13 protein-coding genes are annotated in these 19,798 nt (G+C 53.6%); 6 read left to right on the forward strand and 7 right to left on the reverse strand.

The genetic code is table 11. From position 1 onward, the window contains the following. Positions 1-87: 87 nt before the first annotated feature. From AC5DDB_RS17765 to AC5DDB_RS17775, 3 genes are read right to left on the reverse strand one after another with little or no spacing between them, the layout of a single operon-like run. Positions 88-1,560, reverse strand: coding sequence for a DUF1501 domain-containing protein (locus tag AC5DDB_RS17765; protein ID WP_491741088.1), 1,473 nt, complete (start codon positions 1,558-1,560; stop codon positions 88-90). 7 nt (positions 1,561-1,567) lie between these two features. Further along, the gene (locus tag AC5DDB_RS17770) at positions 1,568-4,357 is read right to left on the reverse strand and encodes a PSD1 and planctomycete cytochrome C domain-containing protein (RefSeq protein WP_491741089.1); all 2,790 of its coding nucleotides are present in this window, start codon (positions 4,355-4,357) and stop codon (positions 1,568-1,570) included. 15 nt (positions 4,358-4,372) lie between these two features. Continuing rightward, positions 4,373-5,320 carry an outer membrane protein assembly factor BamB family protein gene (locus AC5DDB_RS17775; RefSeq protein ID WP_491741090.1) on the reverse strand — a complete coding sequence of 316 codons (948 nt, stop codon included), beginning with the start codon at positions 5,318-5,320 and terminating at the stop codon, positions 4,373-4,375. Between the two features lie 248 nt (positions 5,321-5,568). Between AC5DDB_RS17775 and AC5DDB_RS17780 the strand changes: the two genes are divergently transcribed. Genes AC5DDB_RS17780 through AC5DDB_RS17790 form a run of 3 tightly spaced genes read left to right on the forward strand, consistent with a single transcriptional unit; the run spans position 5,569 to position 10,399 of the window. Beyond that, on the forward strand, positions 5,569-7,026 hold the full coding sequence (locus AC5DDB_RS17780) for a sulfatase-like hydrolase/transferase (RefSeq protein ID WP_491741091.1): 1,458 nt from the start codon (positions 5,569-5,571) through the stop codon (positions 7,024-7,026). 59 nt (positions 7,027-7,085) lie between these two features. Beyond that, positions 7,086-8,510: a DUF1501 domain-containing protein gene (locus AC5DDB_RS17785; protein ID WP_491741092.1), complete on the forward strand. Its 1,425-nt coding sequence runs from the start codon at positions 7,086-7,088 to the stop codon at positions 8,508-8,510. Next, positions 8,507-10,399 (forward strand): DUF1549 and DUF1553 domain-containing protein, encoded by a 1,893-nt coding sequence (locus AC5DDB_RS17790; protein WP_491741093.1) that lies wholly within the window; start codon positions 8,507-8,509, stop codon positions 10,397-10,399. Before AC5DDB_RS17785 ends, AC5DDB_RS17790 begins: the two co-directional genes overlap by 4 nt. A gap of 292 nt (positions 10,400-10,691) precedes the next feature. On the opposite strand, the gene AC5DDB_RS17795 is transcribed toward AC5DDB_RS17790, so the two are convergent. Next, positions 10,692-11,816 (reverse strand): DUF1559 family PulG-like putative transporter, encoded by a 1,125-nt coding sequence (locus AC5DDB_RS17795; RefSeq protein ID WP_491741094.1) that lies wholly within the window; start codon positions 11,814-11,816, stop codon positions 10,692-10,694. A gap of 867 nt (positions 11,817-12,683) precedes the next feature. Here AC5DDB_RS17795 and AC5DDB_RS17800 point away from each other — a divergent pair. Further along, the gene (locus AC5DDB_RS17800; RefSeq protein ID WP_491741095.1) at positions 12,684-13,418 is read left to right on the forward strand and encodes a hypothetical protein; all 735 of its coding nucleotides are present in this window, start codon (positions 12,684-12,686) and stop codon (positions 13,416-13,418) included. A 101-nt stretch (positions 13,419-13,519) separates the two neighbouring features. On the opposite strand, the gene AC5DDB_RS17805 is transcribed toward AC5DDB_RS17800, so the two are convergent. The 3 genes from AC5DDB_RS17805 to AC5DDB_RS17815 all read right to left on the reverse strand — a co-directional run bounded on the left by AC5DDB_RS17805 (position 13,520) and on the right by AC5DDB_RS17815 (position 16,395). Continuing rightward, entirely contained in the window at positions 13,520-14,749 is a 1,230-nt protein-coding gene (locus tag AC5DDB_RS17805) for a tetratricopeptide repeat protein (RefSeq protein ID WP_491741096.1), read from the reverse strand. 6 nt (positions 14,750-14,755) lie between these two features. Then, the gene (locus AC5DDB_RS17810; protein WP_491741097.1) at positions 14,756-15,232 is read right to left on the reverse strand and encodes a carboxypeptidase-like regulatory domain-containing protein; all 477 of its coding nucleotides are present in this window, start codon (positions 15,230-15,232) and stop codon (positions 14,756-14,758) included. Between the two features lie 191 nt (positions 15,233-15,423). Next, positions 15,424-16,395, reverse strand: a complete 972-nt coding sequence (locus AC5DDB_RS17815; RefSeq protein WP_491741098.1) for a DUF1559 domain-containing protein — start codon at positions 16,393-16,395, stop codon at positions 15,424-15,426. 299 nt (positions 16,396-16,694) lie between these two features. Here AC5DDB_RS17815 and AC5DDB_RS17820 point away from each other — a divergent pair, with 299 nt between their 5' ends. Together AC5DDB_RS17820 and AC5DDB_RS17825 are read left to right on the forward strand one after the other, a co-directional pair. After that, the gene (locus AC5DDB_RS17820; protein ID WP_491741099.1) at positions 16,695-17,960 is read left to right on the forward strand and encodes a tetratricopeptide repeat protein; all 1,266 of its coding nucleotides are present in this window, start codon (positions 16,695-16,697) and stop codon (positions 17,958-17,960) included. 54 nt (positions 17,961-18,014) lie between these two features. Next, positions 18,015-19,793, forward strand: coding sequence for a CRTAC1 family protein (locus AC5DDB_RS17825; RefSeq protein ID WP_491741100.1), 1,779 nt, complete (start codon positions 18,015-18,017; stop codon positions 19,791-19,793). Positions 19,794-19,798 lie beyond the last annotated feature (5 nt).

The raw sequence follows: 19,798 nt of genomic DNA on the forward strand, positions 1-19,798 counted from the left end.
TGTATTCACATTAACCGATCAATCGACACCGATGCAATAGTCAGTCGCCGAAAAAACTTCTACGGACGGAGAGACGGCTTTGCGACCTCATGCAAGGATATCGTGAATCACGTCGCCTTCGACGTTTGTGAGACGTCGCTCGATCCCGTTGTATTGGAACGTGAGTCGCTCATGATCCAGGCCGAGCAAGTGCAGAATCGTGGCGTTGAAATCATAAAGCGGACGAACATTTTCCACCGCTTTGCGACCGAGATCGTCGGTGCGTCCGTGTCGTACACCGGGTTTGACGCCCGCTCCCGTGAGCCAGCAGGTGAATCCATCCGGGTTGTGATCGCGGCCTTGGGCTCCCTTTTGGAACATTGGCATCCGACCGAATTCAGTGCACCACACGACGAGGGTGTCTTCCAGCAAACCGCGTTGCTTCAGATCACGAATCAAACCGGCGGCTGGTTGATCGAGCACAGCCGCGTGGACATCGTATTGCTCTTTGAGTTTGCTGTGTCCGTCCCAATTTAGTCGGCCACCGCTGGCATACGCACCATTGAAGAGTTGCACGAACCGCACGCCTTTTTCGATCAATCGCCGCGCCAAAATGCAGTTCCGTGCGAAGGCGGCTTTGGTTTCGTTCTGCGTGTCGTCGGCTCCATAGAGTTTCAGAATGTGAGCGGGTTCCGAGGACAAATCCGTCACTTCCGGCACGCTGAGTTGCATCCGGGCGGCTAACTCGTAACTCGCAATCCGGGCGGACAGTTTGCTGTCGGACGCGTGGGTTTCGAGGTGCCGACGATTCATCTGGTTCAAAATCGTACGGGTGACATCGTCGGCTTGTTGCGCGATGCCGGGTGGGGTGAGATGGCGAATCGGTTCCTTGGACGACATCGTCGTGCCTTGGAAGGCAGCGGGTAGAAATCCAGGCCCCCAATTGTTCGAACCGCTCTGAGGCACACCGCGAGGATCGGGAATCGCCACATACGCAGGCAGGTTTTGGTTCTCACTTCCGAGGGCGTAAGTCACCCACGACCCGAGACTGGGAAATCCGTCGAGCACAAAACCGGTCGACAGAAAATTCTCCGCCGGTCCGTGAGTGTTGCTCTTGCTGGTGAGCGAATGCACGAACGCAATGTCGTCGGTGAGTTCAGCGAGATGCGGAATCATCTCCGAGACCATCATCCCCGTTTCGCCACGCGGCCGGAATTTGTACTGGGGTCTCGCGAGATTACCGGCCGGTCCTTGAAACGTGACCGCCGGACCGCCTGCAAGTGGTTTGCCATCCTGCTTGATCAGCTCGGGTTTGTAGTCCCAAGTTTCCAGCTGACTCACCGCCCCGGCACAGAAAATCACGATGACGTTCTTCGCTCGCGGAGAGAAGTGCGACACCCGGGAATCGTACGGTTTGTCGGGATTGATCTTTAACGATTCCGCTGCCAACAAGCCGTCACCACTGAGTAAATTGGCCAAGGCAATGGAACCCAACCCCGTCGCGGCGTTTCCGAGGAATCCCCGTCGATCCAAGAAAGCCTGACCGGATAACGGGTGAATGTGTTTCCCAACTTTTGACACGACTGCCTCACGGGATGAACAAGAATTCGTTGGAGTTGAACAACGCGCGACACAGCGGTTGCAAACCGTGTTTCTCGACAACTTCACGTAATTCGCGAGTCTCGCTGGCACTCGGTTCGCGACTGAGGGCCAACACGAACGCGGCTCGGATTTGCTCGTCGACGTCTACGGGGTGTTCGGTTGCCACACGTTTTGCGAACGCGGCCGATTGGTCGATCACGAAGCGACTGTTGAGCAGGTTCAACGCCTGAATCGGCGTGGTCGAGTTTCGACGTCGCGGCGCACTTTGACCACCGTCGGGGCAATCGAACGCGCCGAACACACGATCGCGTTCTCGGCGAACCCGGTGCGCGTAAATCATCCGCCGTAAACCGTTCCGCGGGAAAACTTCAATCGGCTTAAAACCGGTGAGCCCCCCACGTTTGTCAAACAGATCAAACCCCGGACCGCCGGATTTTGGATTCAACTCTCCGCTAATTTGCAGAATGGAATCGCGGATCGATTCACCATCGAGTCGTCGCGTCGGATACCGCCACAACAACCGCACGTCGGCGTCTCGTTCGGTTCCACCGGAGTGGGACAAACTTGACTGCCGATAGGTTGCCGATAGCACAATGCGACGGTGCAATGCTTTCATCGACCAGCCCGACCGCATGAATTCACGGGCAAGATAGTCCAGCAATTCGGGATGCGAAGGAGTGGTTCCGATGCGACCGAAGTCGTTCGGCGTATCGACCAGACCCACGCCGAAATGGGATTGCCAAATGCGGTTGACCATGACCCGCGTCGTAAGCGGATTGTTCGGGTCGACGATCCATGCCGCCAACTCGCTTCGACGGTTCGATTCCGTATCTTGACGAGTCGGTGAGATCGAGCCGAAGACGTCCGGGATGTTCGCGGACACCAACTCCAACGGTTGCTCGGGATCGCCTCGGCGGAGCACATGAATCTCGTCAGGCTCGCGAAATCGGCCGGCGAAGATCTTAAGCCGCTGGGACAACCGCCGAATGTCCGCGTCGAGATTTTTCTTCTCTTGGAGTAATCGGCTGGATTGTTTTTTCTGTTCCTTGTTGAGCGATTCGGGACTGAACTTCCAACCGTTGTCTTGCGGATTGTAGGCCCGGCGGTCTTGGGAACTGGCGACGAGTTGCCATTCGTCAGCGGCTGTTGCCACGGAAATCTCGTAAGCCGTCGGCAAGCGATCTTTGAATTGTTTGTTGCGATCACGTCCCCATTGGACCCGTTCAATCTCGACCGGTTCGGGAAGCGTGAACTCCAACCAGCCCTGACCGACTTCGTTCGACACCCAACTTCGGGAATTTCCATATTGGCCGTCATTCACAAATTCGAGTTGATGACGGTTCGGCGAAATCTTGCTACCGGACGCTAGCACCGTTGCTCCGAGACTCGCCAACGCCACGTTTTCACCACTGGTGCTGATGATTTCGAATTCATCGATACATGGCTCAAGGTTGTTCGTCGATTGGATCGAAAACCGCATGCGTTGCGTGATCACCGGCGGAAAGCGATCGATGTTCAACTCGGCGTTCACGGGTGATCGTGTCGGCGAATCGGCTTGCACATTGGCCACGGGAACGAAGTTTCGCAACGCAGTATCGATGGTTGCGATCCGCTTTTCGCATTGAGCGATTTGCTCTCGTGCGGCGTTCGCCTGCGGTGTGTTGGCATCACGATCGAGGTATTCGACACCGGCGACGAACGCCTGCATCGCGTAGTATTCCTTCTGCGAAATGGGGTCGAACTTGTGATCGTGACAACGAGCACAGCCGATGCTCATCCCGAGAAACGTTTGTCCGATATTGGTCACAATTTCATCAAGCGAATCTTGCCGGGCAAGCCGTTTGGACTCTTCGTCTTTCCCAATCTGCCCCGGTAATAAGACCGATGCCGTCACCAGAAATCCGGTCGCGGCATCTTGTCCGAGTTGATCGCCCGCGAGTTGTTCTTTCACGAATTGATCGTAGGGCGTGTCCCGGTTGAAGGCGTCGATGACATAATCCCGATACGGCCAAGCGTTCGGTCGCTCTGTGTTGACCTCAAACCCATGCGTGTCGGCGTAGCGTACAACATCCAACCAATGCTGAGCCCATCGCTCGCCATATTTCGGCGATGCCAACAATCGATCGGTCACCTTTTCAAATGCATTCGGTTGGTTGTCGTCGAGAAAGTTTTTCAGTTCGGCCGGGGTTGGTGGCAGACCGGTTAAGTCGTACGTGACCCGTCGCAACCATTCTGCTCGTGTGGCCGGAAGCGAGGGTGTGAGTTCAGCCTGTTCGAGTTTCGCAAGGATGAAGCGGTCGATTTCATCGCGCGGCCAATCGTCGGCTTGCACGGGCGGCGGAACGGGGTCGGTGATCGGTTTGAACGACCAGTGATCGCGTTTGTCGACCAGCGTAGCCAAGTCCACACCATCCGGCCAATTCCCACCGTTGTTGATCCATTTCGTGAGCGTTGCCACTTCATCGACAGTCAACCCGTCACCCTCCGGTGGCATCACGAGTTCACCGTCTTTGTTGCGGGTAAACTGAATCAGAAAACTCGCATTCGCGTCACCGGGAACGATCGGGCTTTCATACAGGTCGCCCCCGGCGAAGGCGGCGGATTTGACGTCCAACCGAAAACCACTTTTTTGCTCATCGCCCGCGTGACAGGCGTAGCAATGTTTTTCGAAGATCGGACGGACGTCTTTCACGAAATCGACTTCCGCCGACCACGCTGTGGATGTCGGCAAGACCGCGACAGTGAAGACTACGAATTGCTGGCGGAGTATTGACATGGGTTTCATCGATTCTCAGCGCTTGAGCGAAGCCAACTTTTCACGAACGAGAGCGGATTGCTTCTCATCGAGAATCTGCCAACACGCTAATCCATTGCCGACGAGATCCCACTCATCAAATTCCCACACGACTTGCTTGTCTTTCGTGATCTCGAAAATCTGGGGATTGTTCTCACCAGCATGGCAGTTGCCGACAACGATGTTGCCGTTGGGAAGTTCCTGAAGACACGTCATCCAACCGAGCGTGATGTCGGTTTTGGGAACCGTTTTCGAGACCTCCCAAACAACTTCTTTTTCCGGTGTCACTTCAACCACACTATTGCCATTGCCGGAGCAGATCATTGTATTGCCATTGGCCAGCCGGATCGCACCGAAAACCCGCGTGCCGATCTCGTACTCCCACACGATGTTCCCTTTCCCGTCGTATTCCGTGACTACGCCAGGATCTTCCGCACAGACGAGGTAATGGCCGTTTTCCAGAACCCGTGTAAGCCGCGTATGCTTGCGTCCGCCATCGCCGAGAGGGATTTCCTTGACCAACTTTCCACCGCGATCGACGTGAATGATGCGTCCCACTCCGCTTTCGACAATCACCGTTTCCCCATTCGGCAAACGATCGAACGCGTGGACATCAACCCGACGATCTTCGTTGCCATTCTGTTGAGCGCTGTCGTATTCCCAGACGATTTTCTTATCGAGCGTGATCTCTTTGAGTTTGGTCCAGGAATCGTGGAACAGGATGGTTCCATTCGGAAGCAAATGCACATCGTGATGGCCGGCGTGCCCGCGTTTCGGTCCGGCGGTTTCGTGTTTCCACAACACCTTGCCGGTGGCATCGCAGATGGCAAGCACGTTCTTCTGGTAAGACGCCCCAACCAACACGAGCCGATCATCCGGTTCAGCCGCGACACAAACAGTCGTCAGCAGACACAGCAAAATTGCCCAACACGAAAATGTCTTCATTGAGTAGAACGCTTTCATCGAAGAATGACGGAGAGAATTGAAACCACAACCGAGCTGAAGGGTCTGTGGAATTTATGTTGTCGCAGCATCGCCGCACTTCATCAACCGTATCGAGGATTTCCGCGTGACTTCGAGTCGTCCATACGCATTGTGATTCCGTGTGGACTGGTATCCATCCCTCGACCCAGGGTAGACTAATCCATCATCAAATGCACATACATCGTTCGAGTAACGGAGAACAATTGGTTATGCTTCCTGGATTTGGTTGGTCCTTCGCTCTCGTGGTCATGGCGTTCTGCCTCAACATTGCGACGCCGGTTATCGCAGCGGACGAAAACGCTTCTCACCCGAATTTCATCCTGTGTATGGCGGATGACCAGGGCTGGGGCGATGTCGCGTATAACGGGCATCCCGTGCTGCAAACGCCCGTCCTCGACGAGATGGCACGCACCGGTTTGCGGTTCGACAACTTCTATGCAGCATGTCCGGTTTGTTCACCGACGCGCGGGAGCGTTCTGACCGGTCGGCATCCCAATCGTTTCGGTTGCTTCAGTTGGGGACATACCCTCCGTCCACAGGAAATCACCATTGCCGAAGCGTTGCAAAAGGCCGGTTATACGACCGGTCACTTCGGGAAATGGCATTTGGGTTCGGTCCGCAAGAACAGCCCGGTCAATCCTGGTAACAGCGGGTTCGACGTATGGGCTTCCAGTCCGAACTTCTACGAGAACAGTCCGCTACTCAGCCAGAACGGCGAAGTCATCGAAACCGATGGCGAAAGTTCGATGGTCACGGTGGACCTTGCACTCGATTTCATGAAATCAGCCGCCGACCGCAAACAACCGTTCCTAGCGGTCATTTGGTTTGGCAACCCTCACACGCCGCATGTCGCTCAAGATCATCTCAAGAAACTGTACCCGGAACAAAAACCCAGCCTGCAAAATTATTACGGCGAGATCACCGGCATCGACCAATCCATGGGGCATCTCCGTAAACAGTTGCGTGAAATGAACATCGCCGACAATACGCTGCTGTGGTACACCAGCGACAACGGTGCCCGCAGACCCGGTTCCACTGGCGGACTGCGTGGGCAAAAAGGCAGCCTCTGGGAGGGCGGTTTGAAAGTGCCCGCCATCATCGAATGGCCGGCCGTCGTCAAGTCGCCACAGCGAACGTCGATTCGGGCCAACACCGTGGATATCTTTCCGACGCTAATCAGTCTTGTCGATGCCGATCTCGGTGAACTCGGAAAACAGATCCCGGTGCTCGATGGTGTGAGTCTGAAACCAACGATCACGGGATCGAAACAACAACGTCCCGGCGTGGGCTTCTGGCAATATCCGGTCGGCGGGCGTGGTCGTAAGAGTCACGAAATGTTGCAGCAATATCGCAAGGAACTTCAAGCCGGGACCGCATTCGATAACCCAGAAATGCTCGATGCCGATGCTGGGGAAATTGTGCCGATCGAAACCTCCGGCGAGTTCCCCGGACACGCTGCCTGGATTAAAGACGATTTCAAGCTGCATCGAATTCCGGTCAAAGGCGGTCAAATCCGGTATGAATTGTACAACCTCAAATCCGATCCGAAGGAAACCGAGAACATCCTCGAAGATCATGCCGACAATGTCCGTTCGATGAAAGCCGACTTAGCTGACTGGCAGGAGTCGGTCATGCACAGCCATAACGGACAGGACTACCAAGACTGACTATGTGACGCCGCTGGCACTTTTCGCATCATTCGCTCCCTCGTCACTCGGGATGAACCATGTTCAACAACCCATCTCCGTTTGATCGACGTCGTTTTCTCGCCACCGCCGGGGCGGGATTCGGGGCAATCGCCCTGTCCGCGATGCAACCGACGGGTTTCTCGTCAGCAGCATACGCGGAAACGCAGAATCGCTCCTGGTTCGATCCCGCACGGGCGAAGGCTAAACGGATCATTTGGTTGTTCATGCATGGTGGGCCGAGCCATGTCGACTTGTTCGATCCAAAACCCGAACTCAAACGCTTAGCCGGGCAGCCGATCCCGGAAAGTTTCGGGATGATTCGCACCCGTCGCAAAGTTGCCAGCAATCCGCTATTAGGACCAATTCGGCCATTCCAACCGCGAGGCGATTCCGGGATTGAAATCAGCGACTTCCTACCAGAGATCGCGAAACATGCGGACGATTTATGCGTCATTCGGAGCATGCATGGCGACAGCGTCAATCATCCGCAGTCCGTCTATCAGATGAATACCGGCAGTATCTTGATGGGGCGACCCAGTGTCGGCAGTTGGGTGGCATATGGCCTGGGTTCTGATAACGAAAACCTCCCCGCATTCGTCGTGCTACCGGACCCGAAAGGTGGACTCAAAGGCGGTCCACCAGCCTGGGGGAACGGGTTTCTACCCGCCACTTACCAAGGAGTCACAATGCGGGCAGGTGCGGAACCCATTTTGCACCTCAAACCCCCGAAAGGATTCTCGCAAACTCAACAACGTGACACACTCGAACTCACCGGATTTTTGAACCGCGAACACCTCGCGATGCGAAACGGTGACGACGAATTAAACGCTCGTATTCAAGCCTACGAACTTGCGTTTCGCATGCAGTCGGCTGCACCGGAGTTAGTCGATATTAATCAGGAAACCAAAGCCACGCAGCAGCAATACGGTCTCGATAGAAAAGAGACCCAAGACTTCGGCCAACGCTGTCTACTCGCGAGACGCATGGTCGAACGCGGAGTGCGATTTGTGCAAGTTTACTCGGGCGACACCAACGGATGGGATGCTCACAAAGATGTGAAGTCCAACCATACCAGCCATTGTTTGGCGACTGATCAACCCGTAGCGGCCTTGTTGAACGACCTCAAACAGCGTGGGCTCTGGGATGATACGCTCGTCGTGTGGGGCGGCGAATTTGGTCGCATGCCGATGAGCGAATCCGGCACGGGTCGGGATCATAATCCGTGGGGGTACAGCATATGGCTCGCCGGTGGTGCCGTCAAAGGTGGCATGGTGCATGGTGCGACCGATCCCGTCGGTTTGCGTGCGGCGGGAAACCCCGTCCACATTCGCAACCTGCATGCCACGCTATTGCACATTCTTGGAGTCGATCCGGAAGCACTGTCCTACTACCACAACGGCCTCGATGAACGGCTCATCGGCCCCACCGACGACGTGGAGATTGTCCGGGAGATCCTCGCATGACGCGTTTCACTCAACTGGTATTCCCGCTCGCGATGCTTCTCAACTGGTCCGGTTTCTCTGAAGCTGAAGAGCGCAAAACAGAATCGGATGCGGAAATCTCAGAACCGGCCATCGACGATGTGGATCGCGATCACTGGTCGTTCCAACCCATCACACGTCCTGATTTGCCGGCACTGAATGATTTATCTCGCGTTCAGAATCCGATTGACATCTTCATTCAAAAGCAACTCGAAGAGAACAATCTCGCGTCAATGCCACGAGCATCCCGGGCCACGCTGCTCCGACGCGTCAAGTTCGATCTTCTCGGATTGCCACCGTCGCCACAGGAACTGACGGAATTTCAGAACGATGACCGCCCCGACGCATACCAACGGCTCATCGAACGCTTCTTGAGTTCCCCTGCATACGGCGAACGGTGGGCACAGCATTGGTTGGATTTGGCCCGCTTCGCCGAGACCGATGGTTTCGAGCACGACAAAGTCCGTAGCGGTGCATGGAAATATCGGCAATGGGTCATTGATGCGTTCAACCAAGACATGCCCTACGACCGCTTCATCAAACTGCAATTAACGGGCGATCAAACCGGCAACAAGGACGATGCCATCGCCACGATGTTTTGTCTCGCCGGCCCGGACATGCCTGATATTAACGAGCAAGATTTGCGTCGACATGACAAACTCAACGAGATTGCCTCAACCATCGGGGCATCTTTGCTCGGTTTGCAGATGCACTGTGCTCAATGCCATGACCACAAGTACGACCCTATCAGCCAAGCCGACTTCTACCGCTTGCGTGGGATTTTCGAGTCCGCGATTCCCGAGATGAAACGCGATCGACCGGTTTTGCAATTGGCGACGCAACAACAATCCGTTTCTCCCTATCTCTACCGTCGCGGCGAATTGTCGAACCAAGGGCCACGAGTTCAACCCAAACCGCCACGAATCGCATGCACGGAATCAACGCATCAGGACTTTGATACTAAGCATCCAAGACAGGAATTTGCCGAATGGCTTTTTCAGGAAGAAAACCCGCTCACTGCCCGTGTTATCGCCAACCGTGTTTGGCAGCACCACTTCGGCATGAGCCTCTGTGAAAATCCCAGTGATTTCGGTGTCGTCGCCGTCGGGCCGTCACATCCGCAGTTGTTAGATTGGTTAGCTTCGGAGTTACGCGACAATGGTTGGAGTTTAAAACATCTACACCGCTTGATTCTATCTTCGGCGACATTCCAGCAAGCAAGCTATCTTCGTTCCGCTGACCCGACCGAACAAGTCGCATTCGAATCGGCATTAGAAGCGGATCCTAGTAATCAATTTTATAGTCGCTTTCCCCGTGTTCGCCTGGAAGGCGAGATAATTCGAGATGCACTACTATCAGTGAGTGGGCAGTTGAACCGCGAGTACGGCGGCCCAAGTGTCATGCCCCCCTTGCCTCAGGAATTGGTAAAAACGCTTCTCAACGGACAGTGGAAGACAGACAGCGACGCCCGCAATCATTATCGACGCAGCATCTATGTGTTCGCGCGGCGAAATCTCCGTTATCCGATCTTCGACGTCTTCGACCGACCGGATGCGGGCGCATCATGTGCACGTCGCAACCGCTCCACAACAGCTACCCAATCGCTGCAAATGCTCAATAGCGAACTGACGTTGCAAGCCGCATCGGGTTTACGTGATCGACTTCTAGCCCAAGGCTTCGAGAACTCACCAACCGGGCACCAGGCGTTGATCGACGAACTTTTTCGAATCACCCTGGCAAGAACAGCCCGAACCAGCGAACACAAGCACATCCAAGAATTCCTAGAACAAGACCAAACGCGGCTTCGCGAGAACATACTCAGTGTCTGTATGGCCATTTTGAACTCAAACGAATTCGTATACCTCGACTAAACGGCATCACGGTGTCACGAGCGATAAAACTTGGTTGGTGCATCCAACAACTTATGCCAAGACGTACCATGATCTAATCGCTTAAAAAAACCGCCTGCAACTACGAAATCGCACAGATCCTCGTCATTGATATCAGATGGAGTTAGTGGTGCGATCAAAGCTTTGTCAAACTTTGGAGAACGAACTGAATCAATGGTCCTAGAAATAAGTTGCTCCGACCGATAGCACCATCGACCCTTTTTGTGTTTGCGTTTCAGCAATTCACTGCCCCTATAGACGACCGGCGTATTGGTCAGGGAAGTTCTGCAGCGATTCCTTCTGCTTTGGTCGAAAGATGCCGGTAGGTTGCCAGATCGACGTTTTCCGATAGAAAACGCACGGAACCATCCGCCCATAGGAAGTTCACTCCGCCGGGATGGTCGCTCCGAAAATTGGCTGTGCTGTGCGTGCCTCCCTGATGACTGGGGCGACAGTCATTCATCGCAGGAATATCGATCCAACTATCTGTCACCGGTCGCTTGTTCGGAGGTTCGATCGTGCTCCCCCACAACCCGCCCGTCAAGAAACCTAGGCTAGAGAACCCGTCTGACCCTACAGCACCTAGTGGCCAAGCCCCAGTCGCTGCTTGGACTCCTAGTCCGCCGGAGAAAGCAGTGTTACACCCCACTCCCCGACAAAGTAGCCACTGCGAACCGCCGGCTCCCTCGCCCATACAGATTGTATTGCTTGTACCGTCCGTGATATGTTCAAGACGAACGACTGAGTTGGAATAAAAGACCCCCGCCTCAGGACGAGTAATGAAAGCGGGTGAATGACAGAAAGAGTCATTCGCTCCCTTGCAGTAGATGTAGTCAGTACTTGCATAAGTTTGGGGCACACCGAACGAACCAAGAATTGCGAACGTGACGGTCGCTTCCTTCGAGTTCGAGGGGCAGTTGAAGATCGGCACGGGTGTCGCGAGGACGCTCGGGTCCTGAAAAAAGACTTCACGTGTAGGATCGTACTTGTCGGCCAGGTTCCCCTGTTCAAAGTATGGCAACAACATAGCGTGACCAGTCGCGTAGATCCGCGTGCTATCACTACTAGCTACGACGGCTGGTGGGAAACTTCCGTGAGGATCATGATAGTTCTGCAAGGCGAGGCCAAACTGTCGCAGGTGGCTTCGACATTGGGCTCGACGTGCGGCCTCACGAGCACTTTGAACAGCCGGCAACAGGAGTGCGATGAGGACGCCAATGATAGCAATTACCACTAGCAACTCGATCAAAGTGAAACCACGAAAGCGGATACGAATTCGAGTATTTCCCGTGCCTATGGTTGGGCAACGGGATTTTCGAATGTCTCGCAGGCGATGCCCCAAAGCCTGCAACAGCGGTCCGCCTAAGACGTACCGAGATAGAGGCTTGTTGCTGTTCATGCTCCGCTCCGATTCCTAGGTTTGCCGTATGCAAGATGGAGCATGTCGACAGCTCCTACGCTGACCGTCACCATCAAAGACAAAGCAGAATGGGTTGCGTTTTTTACTGCTCTCTACTCCGTATGCGAGAATTGCCGCGGACCGAAAATACCGACTGAGTCGTTGTAGAAAACCACCGTCGTGTGATCGGCTAACCCATACTACAAATTCTTAACCGCCAAATGATGCAAGTGAAATACGTGCCGGTTTTCTCAGTGGATAATCAACGGAAGCCAGAAAAATCAATTGGCGCGATCTTACGACCTTAGAAAACATCATTGAAGACTCCACACGATACTACAGTTCGCAGATCTCCATCGCGATGAACCAACTATGGACAAAGCCAGACACAGCAGTCTTCAAGACAGACAATAAAAGAGGAGCGGGCCAGAAGTGAGTTCGCAGCCATGCACACGAAATTCGTCGATTCCGCACCGCGACAACCTGAAATTGGACTCCTGGGAAATCGGGAGAGATCAATTCACCTGTAGATGGTGTACACACGAGCGAGACGTTTTGTCAACGGTTTCCCACCCTATTTCACGCGTGGAGTGTTTCACGGCCAAACATAACTGGGGGATTGAGCCTGCCTCATCGCCGACGAAACCGTATCACGGTCTTGCAGGTGACGCGACAAAAGCGGAAGTGCCTTTGTCTTTAGGCTTCGACCATGCAGAAGCCACCGGCAACTTCCTTGTGTTCCTTACTAGCTTTCAAGCCGACTTTATGGCATAAGGAAAACCATCAAACTTCTCATCACAAGTACTAAGATCGACCGATCCAGCAAGCCGCTTCGGTGAGTGTTCTACATCCACCAGGACATCAACAATGACCACAAGATCCTCAAAACCTGTTTGGCTTTCGATCATAGTCGCATTCGTTTTCTTAGCGGTTCTGTTCTCTGTTGTCGAAACTGTGCATCCCGTGTTTCAACTTCCGGAAGAATTTCAGAATCTACCGGCTGAGATATCCTCTGAGTTGTTGACGAAGTACCTAGCTGCGTCGACTCAGGTTACAACTTGGAATACGATATTAATCGCGGCGATCGCTGGCGGCGGACTCGCCTTGGCACACACAGCTTGCGGATGCTGCTGTCGATCGACACTCGGGCAAGGAATCGCGATAACGCTCCTTGGATTAGTTATCGGAATGTCATGTGGTGCATTGGGTGGATGGGGCGGTCGTTACGTGCGTCTCAATTTCGTTGAATCCGTGCGTGATCTTGGAGGGTTGATGTTCGCCCATTCGATCATGTTAGGATTGATCGGTTTTGGAGCGGGGCTTGCGCGGGGGGTTGGTATTGGAACCCGAAAAGCAGTCCTCATGTCAGCTGCAGGCGGGCTTCTTGGGGGAGTCGCTGCTGCTATTGCCTATGTACTCATTATTTCAATTGCTCTCCCCGGTGAGAAGATTGAATTCTTAATTGCTGATAAAACGACCATTCGCATGATTTGGTTCGCCTTAGCTACCATTTTGGTCTCCATCGCGATTGTGCTAAGTGACCGAGTTGGAAGCCGACCAAACCTTCCTCCGCCCGAACCGGCCGGAAGTGAACCCGTCTAGATCCGGCGAAATTTCGCTCCAATCGCTGCGGTCGCGGACGTGTCGTTATTGACTGTCTCTCACGAATCAATAGTGTTTAGCAACAACCAGTCGTTCTCGATTTACTTCATCGAACTGGCAGCTTTTCGCCACGCGGCCGCCATCTTTGGGCGTTGGAGTTGATCGCATACATCCGCCATCTGCTCTCTAATGGTTGAGTCGTATGGTTCCTTCATCGCCTGCTCGCTCAGCACCGTCAGTTCGTCTAGCAACTGCTTGGAACGCTCGAACTTTTCAATCTCGGATTGACTTTGGTCCTGGTCACCTAGTGCGCGATAGGCCAGTGCTAATTGGTATCGAGCAGTGGTATCATGCGGCTCTTGATCGAGCCCTCGTTTGAGCAATGGAACGGCCTCGGCGGTACGCCCTTGTTCTATTAGGACGTGGGCTCTCCAGAACAACACTTCAGGATTGTCCGAGTTCTGCAGCCCTTTGAGTTGCGCGATTGCCTCTTCTTGCTGACCAAGTGACCATAGACATCGGCTCTGCATGACTTTTATCCGTGGTGTCGAGCTGGTCTCAGCTAAAACGGTCAACGCCGCCTCATAGTTTCGCTCGGCAATCAAACATGTGGCGAGTTCGGCGGCGACTTCTTGGCGGACATGAGGAGAAGGATTGCGTTCAAGCGCATGTTGATAGTCTTGAATAGCTATGGGGTATTGCTCGAAATCTTTATGAATTAACCCCATCAACCGATGGGGCGAGGGATCGTCCGGGACGTGCTTGACTAATTCATTCAATAATGCGACGGCTTTATCCATTCGTCCACAGTCGTAAGCAATCGCGGCGAGCCAACGAATTGCATCAACCTCGTTGGGCTTTAGTTCTCGCAGTTGCTGAAAACACGTTTCCGCTGGTTGAAATTGCCCAGTTTTGTAGAGTGCTTCGCCCGCATAGAGTAATGCCGGTTGACGCAATTCACCCTCAGGAGCAACTGCCGCAAAATGCTGAAGTGCCAACTCAGGATGTCCGTTCCGTAGTAGGACAGCCCCTTGCAACAATCGGGCGTGGCGATCGTAGCCAGGCTGAGATTCTAGAAAATTGATCGCAGCCTTGGCCTGGGGAACGTCGCGGGTCGCAAGAGCATCAAGACCGGCTTGGAAAGCTTGATCTGGCGACCCAAAGTTGAAGCTCGGTTCCGCCGTTGTGTTGGCAAGAACCAAAACCAGTCCGATCCCAATAACGACAAGGAGGCCGATGACGGCTACAAGCTGACGAACTGGCGACTTTGGCAAGTCTCTTTCGCTTGGTAGATTGTCCACAGGCACGATGTGGTCTGTTTTTCGCGACAAGTTAATCTACTTCTCGATTTCAATCACGAAGTGATTGTCTTCGCCGTTTATGACTTCATAAGACAGCGGAGTTTGCTTGAGATCAGCGTATTTTTTGGGAATTAGCGACTTAGGACCTTGTTGTTTGTCTTTGTTTTGTTCGTACGCTTTCATCGCATTTGCCATCGACGCGGGATCGGTTTCGTCATACTGCGGCACGTCGGGTTCTTCACTACCAACGATAGCTTCGACGGTCACCTTCACGGGACCAACAACCACGCCGTTAGGTATGTCGAATTTTCCCTCACCATCCGTTGTAGCCGCAGCGACCGGACCGTCCGACGGAACAATCATGACGACCGCTTCGGGGAGGGGGGCACCTTGGAGCTTGACTTCGCCACTTACTGGAGCCTTCTCGGGGCCGTCTTGACCCCCGCATCCAGGAAATGCAATCAGCATGGCGAGGAGTGAATTGGCAACGATCAGACTTCGAATACGAGACATACCGGCATGGTCTCCCGATGATGTGGCGGCGATGAAATACTGTGATGAACGAAGGCTACACAAAGGACTATTGATACAAGCAAAAATACAATGACCGTAGAAACAGCCGCCGGCGAATATCCTTCGCTAGCGGCTATTGGACCTTGAAGGAACGAGCAGTCAGTGATCGTGCTAGAACCGAGAAGTGCAAACTATGGGAACGCGACGGTTTGTCCGTCTGCACGTCCACCCAGTCTTTGGTAGGATTCGTGGTCGATGTTCTCACTGATGAAGTGGGTCGAACCATCGACGAATAAGAATTGAGCTCCCCCAGCATGCTCCGAACGGAAGCCCCAAGAGTAGTTCCAGTTGTTCTGGGCCGTACAGGACGGATTTGTGGGGTTCGGTTCGTTCGGGCAGGTTGTCATGTCATTCACAGGCACAACGGTCGAAGCGTGGGCATTTCCCCCTCCGTTATAGTTCCACCAGCCGGAACCATGGTCAGTGCAGCGGTTGAGAATCTCACCGACGAAGATTGTACTCGACGTTCCGTCTTGGACGTTAGCCATATTGACCACAAGTCCGATCCGGGAAAACATTCCGGAAATCGCCGATTTGCTAGTCGAGTTTCCATGCCCCGATGTTCCAGGATCGGCCCAGCTTTGCCACGTATTACAGCTGCTGTCGGCTGACGGCGTGCTGTTCGAACCTAGCGAACCACAATAGCTCGATTGAGCCCATCCACCGCGGATACTCTCAGACGTATCTGAAGGACACATGGCGTAAGGAACTTGATGCGCTCGGGCTTCTTGTCCGTCTGACAGAATCTGACGAGAACAGTCGCCTGTTCCACCGGCCCAGTTTGTCGTTGACAGGCCCTGGAAATCTAGCTGATCGAACAGGTTGTTTTGTTCGGTGAAGGGCAAGATCCGAACCTGCCATCCGACCAACGGGTTCCCCCCCCAACCAGAACCACCGATCGGAAACGAACCGTACGTGTCGTGATAGTTGTGCAAAGCCAATCCATACTGCTTCAGGTTATTCTTGCACTGGGTTCGACGAGCGGCTTCACGCGCTTGTTGGACTGCCGGCAATAGCAGAGCGATCAGAATCGCAATAATCGCGATCACAACGAGCAGTTCAATCAACGTAAATGCCAAGCGTCGTTTGTTCCGACAAACCATTGGATCACTTTCCAAAAAAGAAAAATTGAGAGAGGCATTGGAAACAGGTAACAACACCGAGAGTATCGGCGATGAATGTCTGGTTTTTAAGAAAGAACTGTCGGATGACGAGAAGTGATGTCGGAATGACGAAAGAATTGACTTCTCGAACATGGTAGAATAGTTTAAGCAACACCGTATGACACTTTATAAGGAAACATAAATAATCTCCTTTGTCAACACTCCAATTCTTTTTTTCGAATGATCGATTGTCTGAACGGGAGCGTACACTAAGAACAGACAACTGGCGGTCTTCATCTATGAACTGGCAAGCTTGGCGATTTCTTGGTCTTATGATCGTCTTAGCGGCACTGGGCGCTATTTACCTTTACAGCCCCTTCAGGCAGCAGGATCTCGCTGATGCTGAGGCAGCGTTGCAGCAGCGAGATCTCGAAGCGGCCTTGGTCTCTCTGTCTCGTGCAGAACAAAAATCCCCGGACAACCCCGAGGTGCAATTTTTGCTCGCACGGACCGCACGACGAGGCGGTGACATCGATCAGATGCAAGCACACTTGAAGAAGGCCGCAAAGCTGGGATACCCGGCCAATCGCCTGGACCGCGAACAGAAACTTGCTCTTGCCCAGATCGGGCGTCTGTCTGAGGTCGAACAGCAATTACCCGATCTGCTGGTCAATGCCGGTGAAGATGGCCGCGAGATCTGCGAAGCTTTCGTCAACGGATACTTGGTCGCCTATCGGTTTCAAGACGCACTCGGGCTCCTTGAGCCTTGGCAAGCTGAGTATCCGGAGGATCCTCAGCCTCATTTTGTTCGTGGACTCATTCAGTTAAACATGCGGAATGAAGGCGAAGCGATTGATTCGTTCGAACATGCCTTGAAGCTAGATGCCAACCACAAAGAGGCGCGTCTAAACTTAGCTCTGCTGTTGGTCACGCGACATCAATATCAGCAGGCGATGCAACATTTTCGATTGCTGCTTGAGCGTCATCCCGATGATCCCGATGCACGGTGTGGCTTAGCGGAATGCTTGATCGGGGAGGGGCACATCGAAGAAAGTCGTCGCGTGCTTACGGAGCTGCTCGAATCCGATCCGGAGTTTGACAAAGCCCGGCTTACGCTTGGTCGATTGGAACTCGATGCCGGTCAAGCCGAAGAGGCAGTGCGAATATTGGAACCGCTTGTGAAGTCAGAGCCAAAAAACAGTGAGGCTCGGTTCATCTATGGATCGGCTTTGCAAATGGATGGACAAAACGCCGAGGCCAAACACCATCTGGAGTATGCTGCCGAAGCGCGACCGGCTTTGCAGCGAGCTCGCCGTTTGATGGAAGACGTACTGACGGAGCCCGACGATGCCGATTTGCGGTTTGACATCGGTTCGACTCTGATGAAATACGATTCGCCCGTCGATGCCGCCGAATGGTTGCGAAGCGTTGTCGATATCGAACCCGACCACGCTGAAGCGCATCGAATGTTAGCTGAGTATTATCAGGCGGTGGGTAAGGATCAGCTTGCAACTTATCATCAGGAATTAGCCAACCGGCACATGCCGAACGGAACTTCCAATTGACCTTTGTCGGCGAACATTCTTTGAGTTCGCGGTATAAATAGAATTCGAAATCGAATGGCCCAAGTTTCGCCAGCGTTCGCCGTAGTTTGCCTGATTGCTTTGACCGGAATTTGCTCGAGCTGTTCGCAGCAGGAAGTCGATCCATCCGACGAAATCACTTCCGGTCAACAGTCGGACGTTGAATCATCGCGACCTTCTAAGAATGCTAGCATCCCGAAGTCTTCCAATTCAGAAGTCGCCGCGACGATTATTCGCTTCCGTGACCGAACCGCCGAATCTGGCCTTCGAGGGACTTACAGAAACGACGAGGAAGCTAACCATTACTCGATTCTGGAGTCGCTTGGAGGCGGAGTCGCCTTATTCGATTTCGATTTGGATGGCGACCTCGACGTTTTCGTTCCTACAGGTGGAAAGTACGGTCCGAACGGTGAGATTCGGGGGCTTCCTCCGAAGTTGTTTCGTAACGAGGGCAACTGGCAATTCACCGATGTCTCGCTGGAAGCCGGTTTGGAAGCGGATTGGCATTACAGCCATGGAGCGGCCGCCGCAGACTATGACAACGATAGCTATCCGGACATTCTAATCACCGGATACGGGGGCCTAACGCTGCTACGAAACCAAGGCAACGGAACGTTCAAAGAACAAACCAAGACGGCCAAGCTCGACGATTCTCTGTGGAGTTCCAGTGCTGCCTGGGGAGACATCAACGGAGACGGCCATCTCGACTTGTATGTCGCACATTACGTCGATTGGTCGTTCGACAATCATCCCTTCTGTCAGGGACCAACCCGCGACAGCCAAGAGATTTGCCCCCCGAGGCGTTTTGAGCCGCTGAGGGATATCCTCTACCTCAACAATGGCGACGGGACTTTTCGCGACGGCAGCGACGATTGCGGATTGCGGTCGGATGGCAAGGGTTTAGGGGTAATCATGGCGGATATCGATGTGGATGGCGATCTCGATTTGTATGTCGCCAACGATACCGTATTGAATTTCCTCTACCGCAACGACGGCCAAGGAAATCTCAAGGATATTTCTGTTACCAGCGGCACCGGATACAGTGGACGCGGGACGCCCGACGGAAGCATGGGAACTGACCTCGGCGACTACAACCTCGACGGACTTCCCGACATCTGGGTTGCCAATTATGAACGCGAAAGTTTCGGCCTTTATCGGAATGTCGGCGACGGTTTGTTTCGTTATGCTAGTCTCGCAACTGGTGTCACGGCTGTGGAGGGGTTGTTCGTCGGTTGGGGTTCCGTGTTCGCGGACTTTGATTTAGACGGCGATGAAGACGTATTCACATCGAATGGTCATGTGCTTCGGCATCCCTCCGGCGTCCCCGTGCGGCAACTTCCTTTGCTATTCGAGAACCTCAAAGGGCAGCGTTTTCGGAACGTCGCTGACGACATCGGAGCATATTTCGCAGAACCACACTCAGGGCGGGGTGTCGCGGTCGGGGATCTCGATAACGATGGTGACCCAGACTTAGTGATTTCGCACGTCAATGAGCCCGCGACAGTTCTCGAAAATATCACCCCTCATGCCGATCACCATTGGCTGGGAGTCATTTTCGCATCCGAAAATCCCGCACGGAATTTGATCGGTGCAGTCGCGAAAATCCAGACCTCCTCCGGCGTTCAAATTCGACAGGTTAAAGGAGGTTGTAGTTACGCGTCGACGAATGACAATCGGCTGCTTTTCGGGTTAGGGGCAACAAAGGACGTGCAAGTACTCTCTGTCCGTTGGCCAGACGGAAGTGAGCAAACCATTCACCAGCCGCCCATCGACCAATATGTCACTGTGACCTATGATCCTGAGACAACCAAGTAGTCGAG

Source organism: Thalassoroseus sp., assembly GCF_984380535.1.